Here is a 22,976-nt window from a genome sequence, read left to right as displayed (position 1 = left end):
CAGTAAGTATGGTTGATGAATATGACTCATTCCCAAATTTCCCATTTATAAATATTATTTTTGGATGCAATTAAGTATTAAGACAGCCACATAAATTATGTGTTGTTACCTGTATTTGATAGGAGGAAAAATATGATTTTGCTCCAGCAGAGTCGCAAAATTTTGACGACTTTTGTCTTAATTGCAGTGTTGATGATAACTACTGCTTGCGGCGGTGGAACATATACACAAAGCGATCGCGCAACTGCACCGCCAGCAATTGGTAGAAGCGTCACCTATTCGGAGTTAGAGCGAGGTAATACCCCAACAGGACAAAGTTTTGGTAACTGGGTAGTGCAAACATCCAGAGGCTTAGTTCAAGATGCGTATGTACGCGATAACAACAAATTAGGTATTGTGATTGCGCCACAAGTGCGTCCGAATGAAGTGCGACCTTTAGCAAAATCTCTGGTGCAAGGTTTTCACAAAAACTTTCCTAATCAAGATTTAACTGTTTTGGTTTACGGCCCTGATAAAAAGTTGATTTTGACTGCAAATTACGATGTGCAGACCAGTCAAATTCAGTATAGCTAGTTGATGATGCAAATTATCGAACTAGAAAAGTAACTCAGCTAACGAGATTTATTGATGGCGATTTTGAATGAAAGAATTTTGAATTCGGAGCGAAGCGACGTGACAAGCAGCGAAGAATATAGACGGCAAATCATGAGGGATTTGGCTGAGGGGAATATTGAGTATCTGGATGATACAACCACCGATGTTGATACTCAATACGAAACCTTCGATGATTTCGCTCAACGGACAACACCAGATCAACGGCGTAATTTGTTCAGTCGTTCTTTACATCCAGAACGGATACCTCCCAGCCAAATGGAGCCAGAATTGCAAAGAGCGATCGCACAAATTAAACCCAATGAAAGAGATGATGTTGCACGCGCCTTTTTCAAACACTTGAAGCAAAGAGGACTAGACGAGCGACATCTAGAGCAACAACTAGGACTTTCCACACACCATGCTAGCCGCATGAATGCTGATGATGTCAGCAGACTTGCATCCTTCGCCTATCACAACCACCCTGATATTTTCCGGGAAGTGCTGGCGGAACAGCCGGGTATTATCAAGTTTCTCAGCAATCCCATTGTGGCAGGGATTATTGGAATTGCAGCAGCAAAGTGGTTAAGTAGCCGCAGATAACTAAGTCAACATCATTAAACATCAAATGATTATGGGACAGATCCTCGACTTCTTTGAGAAGTCGGGGATCTGGATATTACCCATCTTTTTTATTAATCAGCATTTAAAATTTTTGGCACTTTAAAGAAATCGCCTTCTTGTTCCGGCGCACTATTGAGGATGCCTTCTCTATCAGGATAAGGCTGTAGTTCATCTTCTCTGGTGACATTGCTGAGGTCAATCGCTCGTGTGGTAGGAGGTACATTGCTGACATCTAACTCACTCAGCTGCTCCACATAATCTAAAATACTGCCTAACTGAGTAGTAAATTGTTCCTCCTCTTCTGGAGTTAATTCTAAACGAGCTAATAGAGCTACTTTATGAACTTGTTCGCGATCAATCATGGTTTATTTATGAGTCAATATTCAATAGTCAATAGTCAATGGTCAATAGTCAATAGTCAATAGTCAACAGTTAATTATTTGTACTCTGGACTAATGACTAAAGACTACTGAATCATGACTAAAAGAATACGTCTATTTGCATTCTTCCGGTGGTTTTGAGCCAGTTTTGGGCTTCAATGTAGTTATTGGGAGCCATGCGAATGGCTCGCACCCAGTAGTCTGCGGCTTGATCGAATAGTGCTTCGCCGCCGTCACTATCCCCGGCTTCCTTAGCTTTTTCGCCTTGGTAGTGGTAAATTACAGCAATGTTATTTAAAGCTTGGGGTAGACGAGGATTTTGTTCAATGGCTTGGTGATAGAGTTCTAACGCTTTAGCATGGTCGCCATTGCTGGCGTAGATTAAACCCATATTGTAGAGAATATAACCGCGATCGTTTGCGTCTTCCTCTAGGGTAAGGGCTTCCTCATAATATTCTAAAGCTTCAGCATACTCACCTTCTGCCTGGGCGGACATCCCATCTCGGTAATAAACAAATGCTTCTTTAGCTTTTTTATTGGTTGGCAGCATCTTCAAGATAATATCTGCCATGACAGTAAAGGATTTGTCAATAAAGTTATCGTTTTTCTGCGTTCTTGGCATAATCGCTGATTGTTTGGGGATTGAGGATTGGGGATTGGGGATTGGGTAAAAGTAATTATTTACCTAGTCCCTAGTCCCTAGTCCCTTACTACACTCATTAGCTAATTTAACTGATTTGGGTGGGTACTCTGCTCGTTAAGTGGGATGATACACTCTGGGCTGTTATGTTTTGGGCTATTCACCAGTTTGCTGACTGGGTAGGCGGTCATAGCTGTGGCAGGATAGGGAGATAATAAGGACTGTAGAGCTTGGGGCGATCGCCTCTGGCGGGGCGTAGCCCATCGCACTTGTGGATCTAGCCATACATCATAATCTTTCGGGTCAATAATCACTGGCATCCGCTCATGGATGGGTTGCAGTAATTCATTGGCTGCTGTTGTCAAAATTGTACAAGATATGATTTCTTCTTGAGCAGGGGATTGCCATCTTTCCCATAAACCAGCAAAAGCAAAGGGTTTTCCGTCTTGCAGACGAAAATAAAAGGGCTGTTTGGTGTCTTGCTGTTTTTGCCACTCATAAAAGCCATCAGCTACCACTAAACAGCGTCGATGCTTGAAAGCAGAACGAAAAGCGGGTTTTTCTGCCACAGTTTCGGCTTTGGCATTAATTAATTTTGACCCAATGCTAGAGTCTTTAGACCATGAAGGAATTAGTCCCCAGCGTAACTGTTGCAATTGACGTTGGTTGCTTTCAGGATGATGTAACACTGTCACCACCATTTGCGTAGGTGCAATGTTATATTGTGCAGTCAAATTGGGGATTGCTTGAACATGAAAAATTTCCGCTAATGCCTCTGCTGACTGGGTTAAAGTAAACCTTCCACACATATTTTTTTTATTTTTGCATCAAATTAAACATTAAATTGGTATAAATAAATCTTACTATTAATTTTATTTTTTCAGATAATTAATATCTACTGTTTAGGTAAATAAATTATTGTAAATATCCTGTTTTGCTAAAATATTTTAGTAAATTATTGTATTTTAGTCTCTACATCGTCAACACATTCTGCACTATATTTTGTATATGGAAAATATAATATTGTACGATTTTTTACCGTCAGGTAATGGCTACAAGATACGCCTGTTACTAACACAAATGGGTATACCTTTTGAGAGAGTAGAGGTTAATATTTTGCAAGGAGAGAGCCGCACAGCAGAGTTTTTAAGTAAAAATCCTAACGGTAAGATACCAGTCTTAGAAATTGAGCCAGGAAAATATTTGTCAGAATCAAATGCTATATTGTTGTACTTGAGCGAGTATACAGAATTTTTGCCTTATGACCGTTATTTAAAAGCCCAGGTGATGCAATGGTTATTTTTTGAACAATATAGCCACGAGCCATACATTGCCACATCAAGATTTTGGCTTTCTATTTTAGGGAAAGGTGAAGAATATCGCGCCAAATTAGAACAAAAGCAAGAACAAGGTTATGCAGCCCTGAAACTTATGGAAAATCATTTAAAACACCATAGTTTCTTTGTAGATGAGCGTTACACTATTGCTGATATTGCTTTATTTGCTTACACTCATGTCGCTGATGAAGGTGGGTTTGATTTAACACAATTTTCTGCTATTCAAGCTTGGCTAGAACGTGTTAAAGGCCAACCTGGATATATAAGTATTACTCATGAGCCACAATTATGCTTTGATTGGTAATACTTTGGTGTTGCTGAACAGGATTTTTAAAAGCTCACGCAGAGTCACAGAGGCACAGAGGAGAGAGCAAAAATTACAGCAAGTTGCACATCAATCAGGTACAAACATATATGATAAAATTCTTGTGGTGCGGGCATCTTGCCCGCTACTGGCGTACCTTGAGCAGATGAAATATGCTGTATTAGTAAAAAATACTAGCCTCAGTGTCTCTGATGAGACTAAACATCAGTATCAATCTCAATCAATTTCTGTCGTGAAGATACACCTGATTTAATTCTGATATGAGATTTGGGTACATCGAATTGATCCGCTAGTAGTTTAATTAATTCCTCGTTAGCTTTTCCGTCTACAGGTGGGGATTTTAAATATACAGTCAGGCTACCATCGGGTTGTTCTGCAATTTTTTGCTGTTTTGTGTTGGGTTTAACTTTAACTTTTTTTTGCATAACCTGTAATCTGTAATTTTTGCAGCCAAAACCAGCCGAGAATACAACCGAGTGCATAATGAGGAAAATCCCACCAAGCAAAGGTAGTACCCAACAAGAGTTTACCTATGAATGTAGCGCGAACTTGATTTAACAGTGGTGGATGCCAAAGTTGGAGAACTTCTAGAATGCAGGTAATGATCAAAACCCATATAGGAATTTGTTTGATAGCGGCTTGACTTCTAAAAAACCAAAATGCTAAGAGACACCAAAATATTTCATAAAATATTGCTGCCCCATAATTATTTAACCATTGATGACCAATACCAGGGTAATATTTAAACAAAAAGCCCATCGCTACCACGATGAGCAAAGATAAAATAATTAATTTTGATTGGGTGCGATTATTTAACATTTTGTCAAGGCTAAAAACTATGCACGATTTTAGCCTTCAGAAGAGGGAGTTAAGTATTAAGGGTATCTTCTACTACCAGCACCAACTACACCAATTTTATGACGGTAGGAAAGTTCTGCACCAAACCAGCCGGAAATGCTGGTGAGAGTACCGACGATTAACGAAAGTAACAGTCCCCAAGGTATGATTCTGGCTTCAGCGTCGCCTAGTCGCAGTAGAAAGTTGACTCCTGTTAAGGCTAATAGAGAAACGTTGAGAATCAGATGCGCCCAACCTGCTTGACGCTTGCGGACTCGTTCAATTTGTAAAAAGTCGCTTAAACCGATGATGGCGGCAATCACACCGGTAGCTAATCCCAATCCGATTAACCACAGGGAAGCCCTAGCCCAGAAAAAATCGCGGGTTAACCAGTAGCCGAAGTCACTGCCCAAGGCGGCGGCTAAAAAGGCGATGGGAAAGATTATACTTAAGGGATGTAAGGGATGTCCTGCGATCGCTACTGTACTGGGTACGCCCGAATCACGATATTCGCGATCGTCACTTTCAATCACTGGGGGAATATGGGGAAATGGTGTGGAATTTGTGGAAGTTGTAGAAGTGGTTTCTGTGGTTTCCATAATATCCATCCTAGTTTTCAGCAAAGGGAATTTTTTCAACGTCAGCTTCTGCTTGTAGCGTGAGTTTACCTGTGTCTACCTCTAGTTGTTTAATTCGCAAACTCATTCCTTCTAAATCGAAATTATTCAAGTTCAAAATCTCACTTGTTTGTGCGATTAAAGCCTTAGTTAACTCTGGTGAAATTTCTTCGCCTTCACAGTAGGTGACATTTTCCAGCGTGACAGTTGTACCATGAGCATTTATACGAGGTACTGCTGTAAACGCAACTTGATGAGTTTCGCCATTTTCTACTAACAAAATCTTGGCGTTGAGTGTCACCTTACCCTCACCTGATAGGCGAAAATCTACTTGTTGAGGTGCAACTGTTTTGAGTTCACCATTGATATTTATTTTCTGACTTTGGATTTGTGCGCGGATATATTCCGAGTTAAAAGCGCGGTTGATATCTACTTCTGTTAACACTACCCACGCCTTCCCTGCTGTTGGTTTTGTGAGTTCTATTTTACCCAAAGCTGCTTTTAAAGGATTGATAGCCACACGATTAATCTGCATTTCCATTACCTCCACCCGGAGGTTTTGCTGCATGACTAAACCTTCACCTGCAATCTGAACTGATTCAACCTCTCCCTGCACCAGTTTGAAAGGTTCAGCTTTCACATTTACATCTAAGTTTTCTACTTCATCTAGCTGACTGGATAAACCAATTTCTGCGGCTTTATTCAGTGCCTCCTCCCCTATTCCAGAGTCCTCTGGCATTATTAATTAATCTCCCAGCTTTTCAATATCTTTGAGTCAATTTATAAAACTAGCATCAAAATTTTATCTACCTAGCGATGGAGTCAATGTTTAAATCCTATCTATCTAGCAGAAGAAGTATAACTTGATATCAAGAAAATCAGTATTTTCTATCTTGAGTTACGAGTTAATCGTTCAAAAGAAAGAGGAATATTGATAATTAATATGTCAATTTACTAATTAGTAAGAATACGAGTATTTTTTGAGGAGAATCCCTAATGGTATCCACATTAGATGATACAAAACGTAATGCTATTGCTGTTAAATTGGCAGATATGAAATCAATTCAACAGTTGCTCATAGATAATGAGCAATTGTTTTTGAGAGAATGCACTGATAATGACATTTGCGATCGCTTGCGGAGTATGCTTGATGATGATCGCAAAAATCAAGGCATTCTCGAAACCGTCAATGTGCAGTATGGCATCCAAAAAGAGCCATGCAATACAGTCAGAGAAATGGTTGACAAAATTCGTCAATTAATGCAGGGCAATCAATTGAGTTTATATGAAAAAGTATTTCAGCACGAATTATTGAAGCATCAACAAGTAATGAGTGGGATTACCATTCATAAAGCGGCACAAAAAGTTGGTGCTGATGTCATGGCGGCAATTGGCCCTTTAAACACCGTTAACTTTGAAAACCGCGCTCACCAAGAACAACTTAAAGGTATTTTAGAAGTGCTGGGAGTGCGTGAACTGACTGGACAAGAAGTAGACCAAGGTATTTGGGGACGAGTTCAAGATGCGATGGCAGCTTTGAGTGGTGCGGTTGGTAGTGCTGTCACCCAAGGTACTGACAAGCGGGATATGAATATCCAAGATGTGATTCGCTTAGATCACAATAAGGTAAATATCCTGTTTACCGAATTACTACAAAGCAATGATCCTCAAAAAATCCAAGAATATTTCGGTCAAATTTACAAAGATTTAACTGCTCATGCTGAAGCAGAGGAAGAAGTAGTTTATCCTAGAGTACGTTCTTTCTATGGTGATAGTGAAACCCAAGAATTGTATGATGAACAATCTGAAATGAAGCGGTTGTTAGATACAATCCGCAACACTAATCCATCTACATCTGAATTCAAAGATAGAGTTAGACATTTGATGGATATTGTGGGTGATCATATTCGTCAAGAAGAAAGTACCATGTTTGCGTCTATTCGCAACAACCTGAGTTCAGAGCAAAGTGAGCAATTAGCTACACAATTTAAAGCAGCTAAAAGCCGTATTCAAGAAAGATTAGGCGGTCAAACCACCAGAGCAAATGTTTAATTGTTAGAGATGTTGTCACTCAACGTCTCCTCAAACTGAATTAATCCCCAAAATTTTAGGATGGAAATTTTCCATCCTAAATTATTAATCGTGATTTCGCTCTTTCATGTCCATCTGGGGCATTCAGTCGCAACATATAAGCGCGATCACGCTTACCTAGAGTTAGTGTATTTCTCACCGTTAATTCTGATACATAATTATCTTTTTCATCCGTGAATATAATGTGAGTGGCAGCAGCAATATAGGCAGATAGTTGAAAGACATTTATTTGGATTTTAGCCACCTGCTAACTTTTCCCACATCCTCTGAGGTGTAAATGTTTGGTTTGACGTAACCAATCATCTGAAAATATACGCCTCACACGCCCTAAAATTTATGTGGACTGCGTAATTTTGTAGCAATATAGTCAAAAATAAAAGTTGTTTCCTCACAAAATAAATAAAATCTTATGGTTATCAGAATCTAGTTGATAATACAGCAAACAGCATGGCAATTTGACGCATCTCCTGATTTTGTTGTTAAATCAAGGGTATTGTTATATCTTGCATCATTCTCAATAAGCCGAAGGCGATGCACACCTAACAACGTAAAACTAAAGCTGTCAATAAGTTGCCTCTAGCAAGTTGACTGAGTTATTCTCAGATTAACTTGACAGAGATTTTGATAGTAGTACAATCTACAACTAGGCAAAACACAGGGAATAAAGCAAACTTGTGGGAAAACTCCCAAATTTTGCAGATTTTACCCCAACACCAATTCGGAGAAGTAAATTCCGAGTTAGGATAGTTGTTTAGCAATACCTTGATTCTATATCGAGTTCAATTTTTGAAATTTTATGGACAAAAGTCCACAAGACGGCAGTATTATCCTCCTCTAAGCTGGTGAGCTAGTCTCTCAGCGTGGGGGAGACTATAGGAGGTAGTATCATGCTCACACAGGATCTTCGCAATTTCACTATCGATATTGCTGATTTGAATCAGCTGAAATGGGATTTAAATCAGCTGCCACCTGTGGATGTGGGAGAATATATTGCACAATTGCCCAAAAAACAACGGGCGATCGCTTTTCGGGTGTTGAACAAACATCAGGCAATTGATGTATTTGAATATTTACCAAAAGAAATTCAGGAAGAACTAATCAACTCCCTGCAAGATACCCAAGTGGTACAACTTGTAGAAGCGATGAGTCCTGATGAACGGGCAGAATTATTTGATGAACTCCCGGCTTTAGTGATTAAACGGCTATTAAAAGAACTCAGTCCCGAACAAAGACAAGCAACTGCAACTATTCTTGGTTATCCCGAAGGTACAGCTGGGAGAATCATGACTACAGAATATGTGCGGTTGCGGGAAGGATTAACTGTAGGCGAAGCACTCCGCAAAATTCGCCTTCAAGATGAAGACAAAGAAACAATTTATTATGCCTACGTCACAGACGATAACCGCAAACTGGTGCGGGTGGTATCACTCAGACAGTTATTGTTTACCTTTCCAGAAGTTTTGATTCGTGATATTGCCAGCGATCGCGTGATTAAAGTCAGAACGGATACATTGCAAGAAGAAGTTGCCCAAGTCATGAAACGCTATGACTTAATCGCTATCCCTGTAGTTGACAGAGAAGAACGATTAGTTGGGATTATTACCATAGATGATGTAGTTGATGTTTTAGAAGAAGAAGCCACAGAAGACTTTCAAAGATTAGCAGGTGGTAGCGGCGATGAAGCGGCTTTGTCACCGCCGATTGTAACGATTCGTAAGCGGTTGCCTTGGCTTTTAGGGATTATGGCATTGTATATTGGTGCAGCCAGTGCGATCGCGCCCTTTCAATCTGTAATTGCTGCCGTGCCAGTGTTAGCAGTCATTATGCCCATATTTTCTAACACAGGTGGCACAGTGGGCATTCAAGCCTTAACAGTCACTATCCGCAGCTTGGGCGTAGGTGAAGTCACACCCAAAGACACTTTCAAAATTCTCCGCAAAGAAATACTGGCAGGTTTAGGCACAGCCGTAGTTTTAGCCTTAACCATGTTTGCACTATCTCTAATTTGGGCAAAACCTCAAGAAAGATGGGTAGCCTTGATTGCCGGGGTGGTCATGGCAACTAATACAATAGTGGCTGTAACTCTGGGTACTTTACTACCCATGGCCTTAAAACGGCTGAAGTTAGATCCTGCCCTGATGAGTGGCCCCTTAGTCACCACCATGCTAGATACAATTGGGTTTCTGACTTTCCTAAGTATGATTTCTATCGCTTTGAAAGTTTTTAATTTACCCACTTAGAGACGGCAGGAGGCAGGGAAGCGGAAAAAGCGGAGGAAGTGGAGGGGATGAGGTAGACAAGATAGACAAGGTAAAAATTCTTGAAGAGTCAACAGTCAACAGTGCATCAATTCCCAATGCCCATTTCCCCAGAATTCTTTAATTTTGTAGGCGTAAGCCCTGCCGCAAGCTATTTTGAATGAGAGAATTTTGAATTGATTTATGCCTACTTCCACTTGGAATCGTCATCATGTTCTTTCCCTAGCTGACTTTACGGCTGGTGAATACGATACTGTTTTACAAACAGCTGCTAGTTTTCAGGAGGTATTATCACGACGGACTAAGAAAGTTCCCGCATTGCAAGGACAGGTAGTAGCGAATTTATTTTTTGAACCATCTACCCGTACCCGTAGCAGTTTTGAAATTGCCGCCAAACGTCTCAGTGCAGATACGCTGAACTTTGCCGCCGCTACTTCTTCCATGACTAAAGGCGAGACAATTCTCGACACGGCGAAAACCTATTTGGCGATGGGAACTGATATTATGGTGATTCGCCATAAAGAAGCCGGAGTTCCAAATGCGATCGCTCAAGAAATGGATCGTTTAGGTGTAAAAGTTAGTGTCCTCAACGCTGGCGATGGACAACATGAACATCCTTCCCAAGCACTACTAGATTTATTTACAATTTGTAGTCTAATTGACCCAGTTAACCCCCGACTAGAATTGTTAAATGGGAAAAAAATCGCCATTGTCGGCGATATTTTACATTCTCGTGTGGCACGTTCTAATATATGGAGTTTAATCGCCAGTGGCGCAGAAGTCCACCTAGCCGCACCACCGACATTGTTACCCAAATTATTTGGTGATTATATCCGTGAGGAAGGCACAGAAGTACCTCCAGGTAAACTGTTTATTCATTGGCAGTTAGAACCAGCCTTAGAAAATGCGGATTTTGTCATGACATTACGCTTGCAAAAAGAACGCATGACAGCCCATTTATTACCCAGTTTGCGAGAATATCATCAGTTATTTGGCATTACCCGCGCCAAGTTGCAACTGTGCCAACCTCACGTGAAAGTTTTACATCCAGGGCCAGTTAACCGGGGTGTAGAAATCAGTTCGGATTTAATGGATGATCCAGAATTTAGCTTGATTCAATCACAAGTAACAAGTGGCGTAGCCGTGCGGATGGCACTATTGTATTTATTAGGTAGTGGCAAAACCTGAAAATTCCCAACTTAAAAAAGAAAAAGAAAAAAGGTTTGGCTCATCACCAAACCTCTCTTTAAATCCAGTGCATAACAACATCCCGGATTAATTTACCTATTATTCCTATACTTTCGCATCTCCCCAAGGGATGTATGCAAATGTTCAAAAAACTGATATAACATTATTTCAGTATTAATGTATACATTCATTCATCCTCTCAAAGATAGTAGCTTGTCACGAAAATTTTAGTTTGTAGTGAGGACTTTAGTCCTCTCTTAGATACCCTACCCAACAAGTATCAGGACTAAAGTCCAGACTACAAACTGAAAATACAAAAGGGCAAAAGAAAAATTCTTTTGCCTCTAGACTTTTCAACTTATTTTGCTGCAAGCTGTTGCAAAGTTTTCAATGCTTCCTCAACGTGACCATTAAAGTTAAGCATTGAGTCAAATACAAAGCGCACAACTCCCTGTTGGTCAATCACGTAGGTAACACGACCGGGGAACAAACCAAACGCTGCTGTTGCGCCGTATTGCTTGCGTACTTTGTCGCCTTTATCGCTTAATAGTGTAAAAGGCAGATTGTACTTAGCTGTAAAACGTTGGTGAGACTCGCTAGAGTCACCACTCACACCGATGACTTCCGCGCCAGCACTTTGAAAAACTTCATACTGATCACGAAAAGCGCAAGATTCTGCTGTACATCCGGGGGTGTCATCTTTGGGGTAAAAATACAGCACCACAGCCTTCTTACCACGAAACTCACTCAGGCTCACCGATGAACCATTTTGAGCAGGTAGGGTAAAATCAGGGGCAGTGTCTCCAACTTTAACTGGCATAGACGCTAAATAAAATTTGTGTACATTTATTAATTATTTGTCAAAGTGTCGTTACTCTGACTTTATATATTTGTTCGGTAATTTGTAAATCTTAATGCTTGACGAACATTAGGCAGGATAGTTTATATACTCATTCACATACACATAGTTCTATCCATGCGCCTGACTTCACTTGATGTATTTCGCGGTATCACCATTGCGGGGATGATTCTGGTTAATATGGCGGGAGTCGCTAATGATGTCTATCTTCCCTTAACTCATGCTGATTGGCATGGTTGCACACCGACTGATTTAGTTTTTCCTTTCTTTTTGTTCATTGTCGGTGTAGCAATGACTTTTTCGTTATCCAAATACACCGAAGACAACAAACCCACCTCGGCTGTTTATGGGCGGATATTGCGCCGGGCGGCGATTCTGTTTATTTTGGGTTTGTTTCTCAATGGCTTTTGGAATCAAGGCGTTTGGACTTTTGACTTGAGTAGCATCCGCATTATGGGGGTGTTGCAGCGTATCAGCCTGAGCTACCTGCTAGCTTCTGTGATAGTCCTAAAATTACCACGCAAAGGACAATGGATACTAGCGGCTGTCTTACTCATTGGCTATTGGCTAGCAATGATGTATATTCCAGTACCAGATTATGGTGCAGGTGTGTTGTCTAGAGAAGGCAATTTTGGCGCGTATATTGACAGGTTGATTATCCCGAAAGCCCATCTATATAAGGGCGATGGCTTTAACTTCATGGGAGATCCAGAAGGATTATTTAGTACGATTCCTGCTATTGTGAGTGTTTTGGCTGGTTACTTTACTGGCGATTGGATACGTAAACAGCCAGTACAAACACGGACGAGTATCGGATTAGCATTATTTGGCGTGGGTTGCTTAATTATTGGTTGGGCGTGGGGTGGGGTATTCCCGATAAATAAAAAATTATGGACAAGTTCCTATGTGGTGTTGACTAGCGGTTGGGCGTTGTTGCTACTGGCAGCTTGTTATGAATTAATTGAAGTCAGATTAATTCGACGCTGGGGTAAACCTTTTGAAATTATGGGACTAAATGCGATCGCTCTGTTTGTCCTATCAGTATTACTAATCAAAATCCTCGCCAGAACCAAAATCGGCACAGGCGAAACCGCCATCAGCACCTACAACTGGATATATCAAAACATCTTCGCATCCTGGGCAGGAACTTACAACGGTTCACTACTATTCGCCCTAGCCACCGTCATCTTCTGGTGGTTAGTCGCCCTCCTCATGTACCGCCAACGCTGGTTTCTCAAAGTCTAACCTCTTCCTCTCCCTCTCTGCGCCTCTGCGTCTCTGCGTGAGGCAAATTCCCCCTACTCCTCCACACTAAAATCCACACTACAAAACTTAATCAGCGTCAGGTGGGCATTGCTAACAACATAAAATTTATGGTTTGAGCAAATCTCAAGCAATGCCCACCCTACAAAACTTAAGTAAACACTTCTACTTCTTCCATTGCGTTGATTTGGTCGAGAATATGCCAAACTTCTTGTAACATTGGCTCTAAACCAGTACGAGTCACCGCAGAAATCAAGAAAACTGGCGCGTGAGACAGATGATTTAATTGCGTCGCCAGTGCTTCTAAATCAACACTTTCCCTGTCAACGGCATCAATTTTATTTAATGCCAAAATTTGCATTCTTTCATTTAAACCTCGTCCATAAGCGGCTAATTCTTGCTGAATTGTGTTATAATCCCCTATAACATCATCACTGGTTGCGTCGATTAAATGCAGTAATACCCTTGTGCGTTCAATGTGGCGTAAGAAATCATGTCCTAAACCTGCACCTTCGGCTGCACCTTCAATTAGTCCGGGGATATCGGCGAACACAGTACCGTCACCCGTGGGTTTTCTGACTACACCTAAATTTGGCACTAGGGTTGTAAAGGGATAGTCAGCAATTTTGGGACGGGCTGCTGATAATGATGAGATTAAGGTAGATTTACCAGCGTTGGGTAAACCAATAATTCCTACTTCCGCTAACAGTTTTAATTCTAAGTGTAGGAGTTTTCTTTCTCCTGGTAGTCCTGGGAGGGCGTATTCTGGGGCGCGGTTACGGTTGCTTAAGAAGTGTTGATTTCCTAACCCTCCTTTACCACCTTCTGCTATCAATAGCTTTTGGTTAGGTTCGGTTAAATCTCCGATTAAATCGCCTGTTTCTGCATCATAAATTGCTGTGCCACAAGGAACTTCGATAATTAAATCTTTCCCGGATGCGCCTGTGCAGTTATTGGGGCCGCCACGTCCGCCATTTTCGCCTTTAAATATGTGTTGATATCGAAAGTCTAACAAGGTTTGTAGATTTTCCACTGCTACGAAAAAGACTGAACCACCTCGCCCACCGTTTCCACCAGAAGGGCCGCCAGCTGGTACATATTTTTCTCGCCGGAAGGCAACAATACCATCGCCACCTTTACCAGCTTCTACTTCAATCTCTGCTTGGTCGATAAATTGCATAGTTAGTTATTAGTCATTAGTCATTAGTCATTAGTCATTAGTCATTAGTCATTAGTCATTAGTTATTATTTATGAGCTTGCTGAAGATGATAATGGTGCGTCATTTTATGAACGCACCTTAGACATTGTATGTTGTTTGAGTAGTTTTTTTGTCTGAGAGCTTCTAATTGCCATTATGCCAAATTATTGACTAATGACTATTGACTAAATATATGGTGTCACATCTTCGTTACATTCATCTGCTAAATAGGAGAGGGCGCGGAAGCGTAAACCTACGAGTTGTTCATACAGTGGGTTAATTTTACATAATGGCGGAATATGTACTATTTTACGTCCGAATAAGGTGACATCTCGCTCAAAGGGACATTGGGAAGGTATCATTTTACATAAAAACCGGGCAACTCTGGGGTCTTTGACATCTAACTCATCCAGCCAGTGGCGTAGGGGTTGGAGTGCATCAGGTGAGGGGTGGGTGGGTATGGCTGGGGTAGAATTGACTGGTGCATCTTGTTCTTCTATGGTGTGGCGTAGGGCTGTGAGTATGTCTTCTGGTTCGCCGAGGGCTTGACAAAATTGATGCAGGACTTGATCTTCGCTGGGGGAATATGTACCATCTGCGATCGCTACCATGACAGCTGTACGCAAAAAATTCTCCGCAGCTGGTGTATGCTTCCCCAAAACCGTCGCTAATTCTTCTGGTGTAATGACTTCCAGTGACTCCCATTCTAGACAAGGGGCTAATTCATCCTTGGTGAGACTCGCAATTAATTGCTGTTCTTGTTCGTCAAAGTTACCATCAGCCCAAGCTATTGTTAGCAGTCCCCGCAACCAAGCGGCTATCTGTTCGCTACTGTAGGGAGATTTAACAACACTTGTCATAAATTTACACCTCTTTGTTTTCTGAGTCCATGATAAGCTACTAAAATGGGGCTAATCTGTGACCAAGCTGACTCAGCAACTCTGAAGATTTGTTTTCTGTTTATGTTTGAGGTTGCGGCAATTCAAAAGTAACATCTTCATATACGTCTGTTACCGCACACCGAAAATCTATACTAGCTAAATGTATCTCATCTCCTTGTCCATAAGGATAAAGTACCCATTGCCCATCTTGGTTACGGCGAAAACAATCAACACTCATCCGATTTTGACTGACTAAGACATATTCTTGCAGTGTTTCTATGTGTCGGTAGTCAGCAAATTTATCACCTCTATCAAAGGCTTCTGTCGATGGTGATAAAACTTCTATAATTAGGCAAGGATAGCGGATAAAATTATCAAAAGCTCTATCTCTTTGGTCACAACTAACAATTACATCAGGATAGTAGTAAGTGTTAAGTGATTCAATGTGAACTTTGGTGTCTGATATGTAAGCTTGACATCCTTTTCCGCGTAAGTGGTTTCTCAGGCTGGAAGCAATATTTAGAGAAATTACCACATGAGTATTACTAGCCCCAGCCATTGCATAAACGTCTCCTTGGCGGTATTCGTGCTTAATGGGACTATTTTCTTCACCTTTGAGATAGTTTTCTGGGGCAATATAGTTATAACTGGGATTTGCAATCATTTTTTATAACCTTGTTTGATGCTTTGTGTTTATTTTAAACTAAGTAATTCGTCAACTTGCTCAATATATATTTTGATAAATCTAGCTATTGTTAGATGCTGTGATTTGCTCGTCACCCTTAATCTATAGTTATGGCATCAAGAGATAGAGTATACCTGTGGATTTGATATTAGAGCGATCGCACTTCCTGAAACAAGCTTTAGTAGATTTCGTTTTAGATGCAGAAGGAGAACTAGCACAAGCTTTAGAAACCTATGCAGCCGAACAGTATCGCCGTGGTAGTGGTGATAGTAAACAGCAAGATTTAATTATTGACAGTTTTATTGTAGAAGGGAAAATTGGGGATAAGTCTCCCATAGATTTATTTATTGCCAGTCAACCAGATTTAACCGAGAGTGATCGCCAGCTTCTTTTAAGTTGGTATCATAGTTTTATGGGTTTATTTGCCATTACCCAAATAGAGAGCGATCGCCTAAAATTGAGAAACTGGTTAACTGATAAATACTATCTTGTAAAACCCAACAACCCCCAAACCCTACAAGCAATTTCTCGCTTAAAACTAGGCGAAATCTTATTAACTCGCATAGCCCCAGTCACCGATAATTACTGGACATTTTTTGGACAATACACAATATTAGGTAAACTGGGTAAACCAAAACTCGCTGTAGCCATTGGCAATTTCAAAGACAATTATAAAAACTATCTTTATAGTGACGCACCAGATTTATTACAAGCTGCTTGGGAGTCAGTAGCCCAATATCACGAAGATTTTATTGATTTTTTTGGGAGTGATGAAATCACATTACCTGGATATCAACTTAACCAAAAAATTAGAGAATTCCAAGAATTAACCGCCGAGAAACGCTTGGCAGCTTTAGGAATTGATCAAAATAAATCTCTCAGTGACTTAGCCGCCGAAGCCGGAGTATCAGAAGCAGAAATTACAGAAGCAGCAAAAGAAGCTGGTGCTGATAGCAAATTAGTAGCGCAGATATTTAACAACAAAAATGGCAACAGTAAAATGGTAATGCCAAAAGTTGATTTACCTGCGGAACTGAAAAAAGCAGAACAAGTCACCGCTATTTCTCATCCCCGTTGGGGACAGATGTTTTTACCAACATACAGCCAATTTCAAGCACTATTAACAGCAGAAAATTGGCAAAGTATCGAAGGTGCTGATAAACTAATTCGTCATTACCTGGAAGATAAAAATATTAATGCGTTTATTTGGCATCGTTTAGCCCAAAATTACCCCAAATCATTAGAAAAAGTCCTACAAGATTATTTACAACGTCCAGAATTTAACCTTAAAGATGACTTAGATAAACTATTGCAAGAATTTGATAAACCCCTGCAACCAGACTTACCAGAAATTGCCAGTGTACCGCTACATCTGCATGAATTATTTCAAGAAGCTGTAGTAGAAGTTCACAAGTCTAAACCTAAAGGAAAGGGGAAACAAAAACCAGCCAAGGGTTTTCAATAAATAAATTGTAGTGGGGTGGCAAGGCTAAAGTAGTGCAAAAATATAGTTCTTGTGGTGTGGGCTTCTAGCCCGCACCGGACGGGCTAGAAGCCCATCCCACAAGAGAGTTTTAATGCAACATTTAAGGCTTGCCACGCCACTACTTAACTAGGCTAAGTAGTATATTAAGTAACATTTTAAATTGAAGTCATATTTAAGTAGCATATTTGGTGTATACTCACCAGAATGGATGAAAATAAAAAAAATTTATGCGTGAGATCAAGCCTTGGACTACTACAGTAGTAGTTATAATATCTATTATTGCAACTTATATGGGTGTTTACAATCTTGAGTGGTTTTTAAATACTATATGTGTAATAAATAGTATGCCTAACATGAGTAAACACTGTCAGCGTTAATAAAAAATAAATTGTAGGGTGTGTTAGGTGGAAAGTACGACACCAAATAAGGAAAATGTAGAGACGTTGCATGCAACGTCTCTACATATTTGCACATACCACTAGCAAAAGTTTGTCCTTTTCCCCTATTGTTGAGCCTGGGTAGCTACCGTTAAAACCTGCGGTGGTGAAGCATCGGGAGGATAAAGAAAGTCTACTTCTACTAAAGAGCGATCGCCTGATTTCAGGTTTAATAAAGCTAAAGGTTCTCCAGGCTGGCCTCTCCTCTGCACTAAATGGATAAAATTAGTTTTAGGCTGGCCATTCTCATCTTTATGTCGTATTCTCACACTACCCCGAAAGAAAACTTGACGGGCGGGAGTAGTAAAAAAGCGCAGTCCTGGTTTTGTCAGTCTGTCTTCTTTAATTGGGGTTTGGATCGAGATACTCACAGTTTGGGAATTAGGAGTATTGTTATATAACGGCAACCTCAAACTATATTGAATACCGTAATTTCCATGTGCGCGATAAGCGGTGTCAGGATAACGTACCAAAAGCGGTGCGCTTTGAATTTGTTCTGTTCCCAAAGTACCACCATGCAGACTGCTAAGAGGATAAGAAAATGCTGCACCGGGTTGGGGAATAGTTAAATACTTGGCTTTCGGACTATCAGCAATCAAAGCCCGCCAATGTACGCCACGCGCTACCCCAGCTACTCGTCCATAAATGCGCGGTTTACCAGTTTCTTCTAAGGGTGTAGGTACTTTATCACGGGGGCCAGATACATCACTATTTTTTAATAAATCTTGCCATTCTTCTAATGTCGGCGCACGTTCACTACCATCAGCATTAGTTTTGGCAAACATCGCCAAACTAGCTGCATAAACAGTACCATTACTTCGCAGTCGTGCCAAAGTTGAACGCCCATTCAGGGGTGGGGTGAGTCCTCTTACCGGAATAGGTTGGTTAAGTAACATTTGACTTTCCCCTGGTGGGATGACAATTTGAGCGGGGAAAATATCTTGTCGTCGTCCTCGGAGTATATCTAACATAACGCGATCGCCCGGCCCCGCGAACACATTACCCAACAAATTCGGACTAAACGAGGGTAACTGAATAAATGGCGCATCCGGTTGACTTAAATAACTCGCACCTTGCAACACATTCACAGTTACTGGTTGGGCAGTGGGATTATGTAAAATTACCCCTACATATAATGAGCGTAAATCTTCCGGTGGTTCAGCCCTAGCAACGTGATGAGCAAACACATCAAATCTACCGCGAAAGGGAAAATTCAAATGGGCAGATGGAACTTTTTTCCCCTCCGGTGGAAAAGTCGAAAGTAAAATACCCTCTTTTAAAACTAATTCTGGACTATTGCTATTAAATGTTGGTATTGTATCCAACTGTCCTGGTAACGGACGCACCTGTTGCGGTTGTACCACTTCTGCCGGTGGTGGTGTCGCAGGAGTTGATTGAGCCACTAAAAAACCAAGTAAAAACGGTAACATATTCTGAATTAATTTATTTTCCTTGATAACAAAGACTGGAAGGTATTAGGGACTGGGTATTGGGGACTGGGGACTGGGAAAGAATTTCTCCCTTATCCTCCTCATCTCCCTCATCTCCCTCATCTCCCTCATCTCCCTCATCTCCCTCATCTCCCTCATCCCCCACCCTTCGGACGGTGATAACTTTACAAAAGTGCCAAATTGTTAATAATTAATAAGAAATTAGCCATAATCACAATCAAATTTTCTTGATTCAAAACTGGGACATGGACAAATATACACTGTGCTTTCAGTTGATTTTGCCTTAAGTAGTCCAGTACAGAATAATAAAGTCCCTCGCATACAAATTTACCGCAGTCTTCACTAATATCTGTGACTTTTGCTCCTGCTACTAATTGTTTGACATCAATTGTGGTGTGTAAAAAAGTTTCTCCACGACTAGCACGAACTTCTAGACTTAATTTTTGCCGACTGGATGCCATGCCACAACAAACGATGTAATCTGGTTGGTATTCCTGGATTTTTGCTATCACCTGCTCACTAGCAAGGTCGATGTCAACAGGTAACAGGCGCAAAAATTTTAAATCTAATGGGAGTGAGTCAAGTTTGAGCAGTTCAAGTAATAGATCATCAGAGGAATTTGACTGTTGATCTGCAAGCCAAGTGTCAAAAGAAGTTAATAGAATTCTTTTCTTCATCAGAAATATTCTTTAGAATATAAAAAAACCTCCATAAATAATTTACAAGGAACAGGCCAATGCCAGTGATTGCGGTTGTAGACTATGACATGGGAAATTTGCATTCTGTTTGTAAAGGTTTAGAAAAAGCTGGAGCTACGCCTAAAATTACTGATTGCCCCAAGGAATTAGCTAAAGCAGATGCGGTGGTTTTGCCAGGTGTGGGCGCATTTGATCCCGCAATGCAGCATATCCGCGAGCGAGATTTAGAACAACCGATTAAAGATATAATCGCATCTGGCAAACCCTTCTTAGGCATTTGTTTAGGACTACAAATTTTATTTGAATCCAGTGCCGAAGGAACTCAACCAGGGCTAGGAATTGTTAAGGGAAAAGTGCGGCGGTTTGTTCATGAACCTGGGATTACAATTCCTCACATGGGTTGGAATCAGTTGCAATTAACTCAACCAAAAAGTATTTTGTGGGAGCATTTACCCCCGCAACCTTGGGTTTACTTTGTGCATTCCTATTATGTTGACCCCGTAGAAGCGCAAGTTCGCGCTGCAACTGTTACTCACGGTACGCAAACCATTACAGCAGCGATCGCCCATGAAAACCTGATGGCGGTACAATTTCACCCAGAAAAATCTTCTAACATCGGCTTGCAAATCCTGTCTAATTTTGTCTCGCAAGTACGGGAAAAAATCGCGGCATAATATTAAGTGGAAGTTTGAGGGTTTGTCATTTGTCCTTTGTCCTTTGTCATTAGCTTTGCGACAAACTAATGACTAATGACCAGTGACTAATGACTATCGACACAATGAGTCTAAGAATTTACGGGAATCGTCAGATTAAAACCTTACCAGGACAAGAAACCCGACCCACGAGTGCGCGGGTGCGGGAAGCAGTGTTTAATATTTGGCAGGGTGAAATAGCGGGTTGTCGCTGGCTAGATTTATGCACCGGTAGCGGTTCAATGGGTGCAGAAGCTTTGTGTAGAGAAGCTAGCCTAGTAATTGGAATTGAAAAATCAAGTCGAGCCTGTGCTGTGATTCAACAGAACTGGCAAAAAGTCGCACAGCAAAATCAAAAATGGCAAGTATTACGTGGTGATGTCATCCAGCAGCTAAAGAACTTATCAGGGCAGCAGTTTGATAGAATTTATTTTGACCCACCTTATGCTAGTGGATTATATCAACCAGTATTAGAGGCGATCGCACAATATCAATTATTAGATGCTCAGGGTGAAATCGCCGTTGAGCATAATCCCCACGGTTGGACAGATATCATCATTCCTCACTGGGAAATTTGCCGCCAAAAAGTCTACGGTAACACAGCCATAACTTTCTACAGAATTGGGGAATTAGAGGAGTAGAGAATAGAGAGTGGGGAGTGGGGAAGGAAAATCAGAATTACTTGATCATCATCCCCTATCCCCTACTCAAAAATATGTAAAGATGCGATGAAATGCGTCTCTACTTAACCACCCAACTCAGTGGGGCGTTTGTATTGCTTGTAGGCAGCGTAAAATAGCCCACCAAGGGTAACAACAATCAAACCAAGCACAATGCCAGAAAGCAGGGGTTCAACCACTTTTAATCTCCTGTTTACGATTCTTGAATATTCATTTCCCGCTTTTGATTTTACCAAATTGCGGATGAATCCCGCTTGCTACAAAGATTTTAGCAATAGTTACTCATCAGCCCAGCCCTGGATGTGCTTGCAGACAACATCAAGAACTTTTAAGCTATGTGTAGGAAATGAAAATTTTGCAAATCAACTAGACCTTAACAGCAAACCGTTTGGATAACCAACTTACTAAACCTGAAAATCTGATTCAGCAGATCGTTTTATTGGCTCTAGCGATACTGCTAGTAGTGATTTTGGGCGTTTTTGGTGTTCAGATGGTACAAGCCTCTGACCCATACGTCAAGGGTGTTCTGGCGTTGCAAGGAGACCCAATACAAGGACACGCTATTTTTCAAATCAATTGCTCTGGCTGTCATGGTTTAGAAGCTGATGGACGAGTAGGCCCTAGCTTACAAGGCGTTTCTAAACGTAAGTCCAGGTATGGACTAATCAATCAAGTCATTAGTGGGAAAACTCCACCAATGCCAAAATTTCAGCCCAGCACCCAAGAAATGGCAGACCTTTTAAGTTATTTAGAGAGTTTGTAATTGGCATCTTTACCAAAATTAACAGTAGGTGGGTAACTTTTGATTGTCCACTTACTGCTAATTTTTATACATTTGTGTAGTTTAGCTCCCCAACTTCTCAAAGAATTCGGGGATCTGAATCACTATATAGGATTTATGCAAGTGTCACATTACAGAAGACTGTTTAAATGCTGTCAATAAACGTATTTTTGATATCTGACGCACCCTACTAATATGCCAGTTGCGTCAGTCCTGCGTATAGTTGTAGAAAAAACTTTACATTAGTAATCAATTACTGTATTAAAATCTTAAAGCTGTAGAAACTCAGCATTGATTACCCAAGAGTGCCAAACTAAAAGCATCATGACTGAAGTGCTGCAAATCGGCAACCGTACCATCCCAGCTAGTGAGCTTCTTCCCTTACTGGCAAATTATCAACTGCTACCGCAATTAATCCGCGAGATAATTATTGATGAAGCCATAGCCCCCATAGAATGCAATGCTGAAGAAGTAGCCCAAGCTAAACAGCGTTTTTACGCCGAAAGACAGCTAACACAACCTGCCGATATTCAAGCATGGATGGCGCAACAAGGTTTAAGTGCTGACCAGTTAGACAATATGATTGCTCGGAAATTAAAATTAGAAAAATTTAAGCAAGTCACTTGGGGTAATAAACTGGAATCTTATTTTTTCCAGTTGAAGACGAAATTAGATAAAGTAATTTATTCCCTACTGCGAACTCAAGACGCTGGACTAGCTCAAGAACTCTACTTTCGCCTTCAAGCGAAAGAACAGTCTTTTACAGAAGTCGCGCAGAAATATTCACAAGGGCCAGAGGCTCAAACAGGAGGCTTAGTCGGGCCTGTGGAACTAAATACACTTCATCCGACAATGGCACAACTACTTACCAGTTGTCAACCCGGTCAAATTTCCACCCCGGCGCGCATTGCTGAATGGTTCGTAATTGTGCGTGTAGAGAAGTTAGTCCCCGCCCAACTAGATGAACCCATGAAAG

At 40.9% G+C, this 22,976-nt stretch carries 27 protein-coding genes; 12 read left to right on the top strand and 15 right to left on the bottom strand.

Features of this window, described 5'->3' with window-relative positions:
- The first annotated feature begins 132 nt into the window (after positions 1-132).
- Together AACS98_RS15695 and AACS98_RS15690 are read left to right on the top strand one after the other, a co-directional pair.
- Entirely contained in the window at positions 133-573 is a 441-nt protein-coding gene (locus tag AACS98_RS15695; protein ID WP_066381481.1) for a hypothetical protein, read from the top strand.
- 99 nt (positions 574-672) lie between these two features.
- A complete protein-coding gene (locus tag AACS98_RS15690) occupies positions 673-1,194 on the top strand; it encodes a hypothetical protein (protein WP_066381752.1) in 522 nt (173 codons plus the stop codon).
- A 92-nt stretch (positions 1,195-1,286) separates the two neighbouring features.
- Here the strand turns inward: AACS98_RS15690 and gatC are convergent, their stop codons facing one another.
- From gatC to AACS98_RS15675, 3 genes are all read right to left on the bottom strand, one after another.
- Positions 1,287-1,577: an Asp-tRNA(Asn)/Glu-tRNA(Gln) amidotransferase subunit GatC gene (gene gatC, locus AACS98_RS15685; RefSeq protein WP_066381479.1), complete on the bottom strand. Its 291-nt coding sequence runs from the start codon at positions 1,575-1,577 to the stop codon at positions 1,287-1,289.
- 118 nt (positions 1,578-1,695) lie between these two features.
- Entirely contained in the window at positions 1,696-2,217 is a 522-nt protein-coding gene (locus AACS98_RS15680) for a photosystem I assembly protein Ycf3 (protein ID WP_066381477.1), read from the bottom strand.
- A 101-nt stretch (positions 2,218-2,318) separates the two neighbouring features.
- The gene (locus AACS98_RS15675; RefSeq protein ID WP_066381475.1) at positions 2,319-3,044 is read right to left on the bottom strand and encodes an SOS response-associated peptidase; all 726 of its coding nucleotides are present in this window, start codon (positions 3,042-3,044) and stop codon (positions 2,319-2,321) included.
- Positions 3,045-3,243: 199 nt separating this feature from the next.
- On the opposite strand from AACS98_RS15675, the gene AACS98_RS15670 reads away from it, so the two are divergent.
- Positions 3,244-3,876: a glutathione S-transferase family protein gene (locus AACS98_RS15670; protein WP_066381472.1), complete on the top strand. Its 633-nt coding sequence runs from the start codon at positions 3,244-3,246 to the stop codon at positions 3,874-3,876.
- A gap of 218 nt (positions 3,877-4,094) precedes the next feature.
- On the opposite strand, the gene AACS98_RS15665 is transcribed toward AACS98_RS15670, so the two are convergent.
- From AACS98_RS15665 to AACS98_RS15650, 4 genes are read right to left on the bottom strand one after another with little or no spacing between them, the layout of a single operon-like run.
- The gene (locus AACS98_RS15665; protein ID WP_066381470.1) at positions 4,095-4,322 is read right to left on the bottom strand and encodes a DUF167 domain-containing protein; all 228 of its coding nucleotides are present in this window, start codon (positions 4,320-4,322) and stop codon (positions 4,095-4,097) included.
- Positions 4,306-4,716: a ribosomal maturation YjgA family protein gene (locus tag AACS98_RS15660; protein ID WP_066381469.1), complete on the bottom strand. Its 411-nt coding sequence runs from the start codon at positions 4,714-4,716 to the stop codon at positions 4,306-4,308. The genes AACS98_RS15665 and AACS98_RS15660 overlap by 17 nt, the downstream gene beginning before the upstream one ends.
- 56 nt (positions 4,717-4,772) lie before the next feature.
- Positions 4,773-5,333 (bottom strand): DUF2231 domain-containing protein, encoded by a 561-nt coding sequence (locus tag AACS98_RS15655; protein WP_066381751.1) that lies wholly within the window; start codon positions 5,331-5,333, stop codon positions 4,773-4,775.
- A gap of 10 nt (positions 5,334-5,343) precedes the next feature.
- Entirely contained in the window at positions 5,344-6,090 is a 747-nt protein-coding gene (locus AACS98_RS15650) for an LmeA family phospholipid-binding protein (protein WP_066381467.1), read from the bottom strand.
- A 257-nt stretch (positions 6,091-6,347) separates the two neighbouring features.
- Here AACS98_RS15650 and AACS98_RS15645 point away from each other — a divergent pair, with 257 nt between their 5' ends.
- The gene (locus tag AACS98_RS15645; protein WP_066381465.1) at positions 6,348-7,403 is read left to right on the top strand and encodes a hemerythrin domain-containing protein; all 1,056 of its coding nucleotides are present in this window, start codon (positions 6,348-6,350) and stop codon (positions 7,401-7,403) included.
- Between the two features lie 76 nt (positions 7,404-7,479).
- On the opposite strand, the gene AACS98_RS15640 is transcribed toward AACS98_RS15645, so the two are convergent.
- Positions 7,480-7,686, bottom strand: a complete 207-nt coding sequence (locus tag AACS98_RS15640; RefSeq protein WP_066381463.1) for a hypothetical protein — start codon at positions 7,684-7,686, stop codon at positions 7,480-7,482.
- A 643-nt stretch (positions 7,687-8,329) separates the two neighbouring features.
- On the opposite strand from AACS98_RS15640, the gene mgtE reads away from it, so the two are divergent.
- Entirely contained in the window at positions 8,330-9,682 is a 1,353-nt protein-coding gene (gene mgtE, locus AACS98_RS15635) for a magnesium transporter (protein WP_066381461.1), read from the top strand.
- A 201-nt stretch (positions 9,683-9,883) separates the two neighbouring features.
- Complete coding sequence (locus AACS98_RS15630) at positions 9,884-10,888, top strand: aspartate carbamoyltransferase catalytic subunit (RefSeq protein ID WP_066381459.1); 1,005 nt, start codon at positions 9,884-9,886, stop codon at positions 10,886-10,888.
- A gap of 358 nt (positions 10,889-11,246) precedes the next feature.
- Here the strand turns inward: AACS98_RS15630 and AACS98_RS15625 are convergent, their stop codons facing one another.
- Entirely contained in the window at positions 11,247-11,708 is a 462-nt protein-coding gene (locus AACS98_RS15625; protein ID WP_066381457.1) for a peroxiredoxin, read from the bottom strand.
- A gap of 156 nt (positions 11,709-11,864) precedes the next feature.
- Here AACS98_RS15625 and AACS98_RS15620 point away from each other — a divergent pair, with 156 nt between their 5' ends.
- Positions 11,865-12,992 (top strand): acyltransferase family protein, encoded by a 1,128-nt coding sequence (locus tag AACS98_RS15620; protein WP_066381455.1) that lies wholly within the window; start codon positions 11,865-11,867, stop codon positions 12,990-12,992.
- A 169-nt stretch (positions 12,993-13,161) separates the two neighbouring features.
- On the opposite strand, the gene obgE is transcribed toward AACS98_RS15620, so the two are convergent.
- The 3 genes from obgE to AACS98_RS15605 form a co-directional block, all read right to left on the bottom strand.
- A complete protein-coding gene (gene obgE, locus AACS98_RS15615) occupies positions 13,162-14,190 on the bottom strand; it encodes a GTPase ObgE (protein ID WP_066381453.1) in 1,029 nt (342 codons plus the stop codon).
- 204 nt (positions 14,191-14,394) lie between these two features.
- A complete protein-coding gene (locus AACS98_RS15610) occupies positions 14,395-15,069 on the bottom strand; it encodes a Mo-dependent nitrogenase C-terminal domain-containing protein (RefSeq protein WP_066381451.1) in 675 nt (224 codons plus the stop codon).
- Positions 15,070-15,169: 100 nt separating this feature from the next.
- The gene (locus tag AACS98_RS15605) at positions 15,170-15,754 is read right to left on the bottom strand and encodes a Uma2 family endonuclease (RefSeq protein WP_066381449.1); all 585 of its coding nucleotides are present in this window, start codon (positions 15,752-15,754) and stop codon (positions 15,170-15,172) included.
- A gap of 157 nt (positions 15,755-15,911) precedes the next feature.
- On the opposite strand from AACS98_RS15605, the gene AACS98_RS15600 reads away from it, so the two are divergent.
- Complete coding sequence (locus tag AACS98_RS15600) at positions 15,912-17,240, top strand: hypothetical protein (protein WP_066381447.1); 1,329 nt, start codon at positions 15,912-15,914, stop codon at positions 17,238-17,240.
- Positions 17,241-17,763: 523 nt separating this feature from the next.
- Here the strand turns inward: AACS98_RS15600 and AACS98_RS15595 are convergent.
- On the bottom strand, positions 17,764-19,128 hold the full coding sequence (locus tag AACS98_RS15595; protein WP_066381445.1) for a DUF3370 domain-containing protein: 1,365 nt from the start codon (positions 19,126-19,128) through the stop codon (positions 17,764-17,766).
- A gap of 185 nt (positions 19,129-19,313) precedes the next feature.
- The gene (locus AACS98_RS15590) at positions 19,314-19,826 is read right to left on the bottom strand and encodes a pyroglutamyl-peptidase I family protein (RefSeq protein ID WP_066381443.1); all 513 of its coding nucleotides are present in this window, start codon (positions 19,824-19,826) and stop codon (positions 19,314-19,316) included.
- Between the two features lie 59 nt (positions 19,827-19,885).
- On the opposite strand from AACS98_RS15590, the gene hisH reads away from it, so the two are divergent.
- On the top strand, positions 19,886-20,521 hold the full coding sequence (gene hisH, locus AACS98_RS15585; RefSeq protein ID WP_066381441.1) for an imidazole glycerol phosphate synthase subunit HisH: 636 nt from the start codon (positions 19,886-19,888) through the stop codon (positions 20,519-20,521).
- Positions 20,522-20,625: 104 nt separating this feature from the next.
- Positions 20,626-21,180 (top strand): 16S rRNA (guanine(966)-N(2))-methyltransferase RsmD, encoded by a 555-nt coding sequence (rsmD, locus tag AACS98_RS15580; RefSeq protein ID WP_066381749.1) that lies wholly within the window; start codon positions 20,626-20,628, stop codon positions 21,178-21,180.
- Between the two features lie 104 nt (positions 21,181-21,284).
- Here the strand turns inward: rsmD and petG are convergent, their stop codons facing one another.
- Positions 21,285-21,398: a cytochrome b6-f complex subunit V gene (petG, locus tag AACS98_RS15575; RefSeq protein ID WP_066381439.1), complete on the bottom strand. Its 114-nt coding sequence runs from the start codon at positions 21,396-21,398 to the stop codon at positions 21,285-21,287.
- A gap of 209 nt (positions 21,399-21,607) precedes the next feature.
- Between petG and AACS98_RS15570 the strand changes: the two genes are divergently transcribed.
- Both AACS98_RS15570 and AACS98_RS15565 read left to right on the top strand, forming a co-directional pair.
- Entirely contained in the window at positions 21,608-21,982 is a 375-nt protein-coding gene (locus tag AACS98_RS15570) for a c-type cytochrome (protein ID WP_066381437.1), read from the top strand.
- A 342-nt stretch (positions 21,983-22,324) separates the two neighbouring features.
- Positions 22,325-22,976, top strand: a 652-nt coding sequence (locus tag AACS98_RS15565; protein WP_066381436.1) for a peptidylprolyl isomerase, incomplete at its 3' end; no start/stop codon positions are given.

The sequence above is a fragment of the Anabaena sp. CA = ATCC 33047 genome (assembly GCF_963870205.1).
In the GTDB taxonomy this organism is placed as follows: Bacteria; Cyanobacteriota; Cyanobacteriia; order Cyanobacteriales; family Nostocaceae; genus Trichormus.
This window is presented reverse-complemented; position numbering and strand designations above follow the sequence as displayed.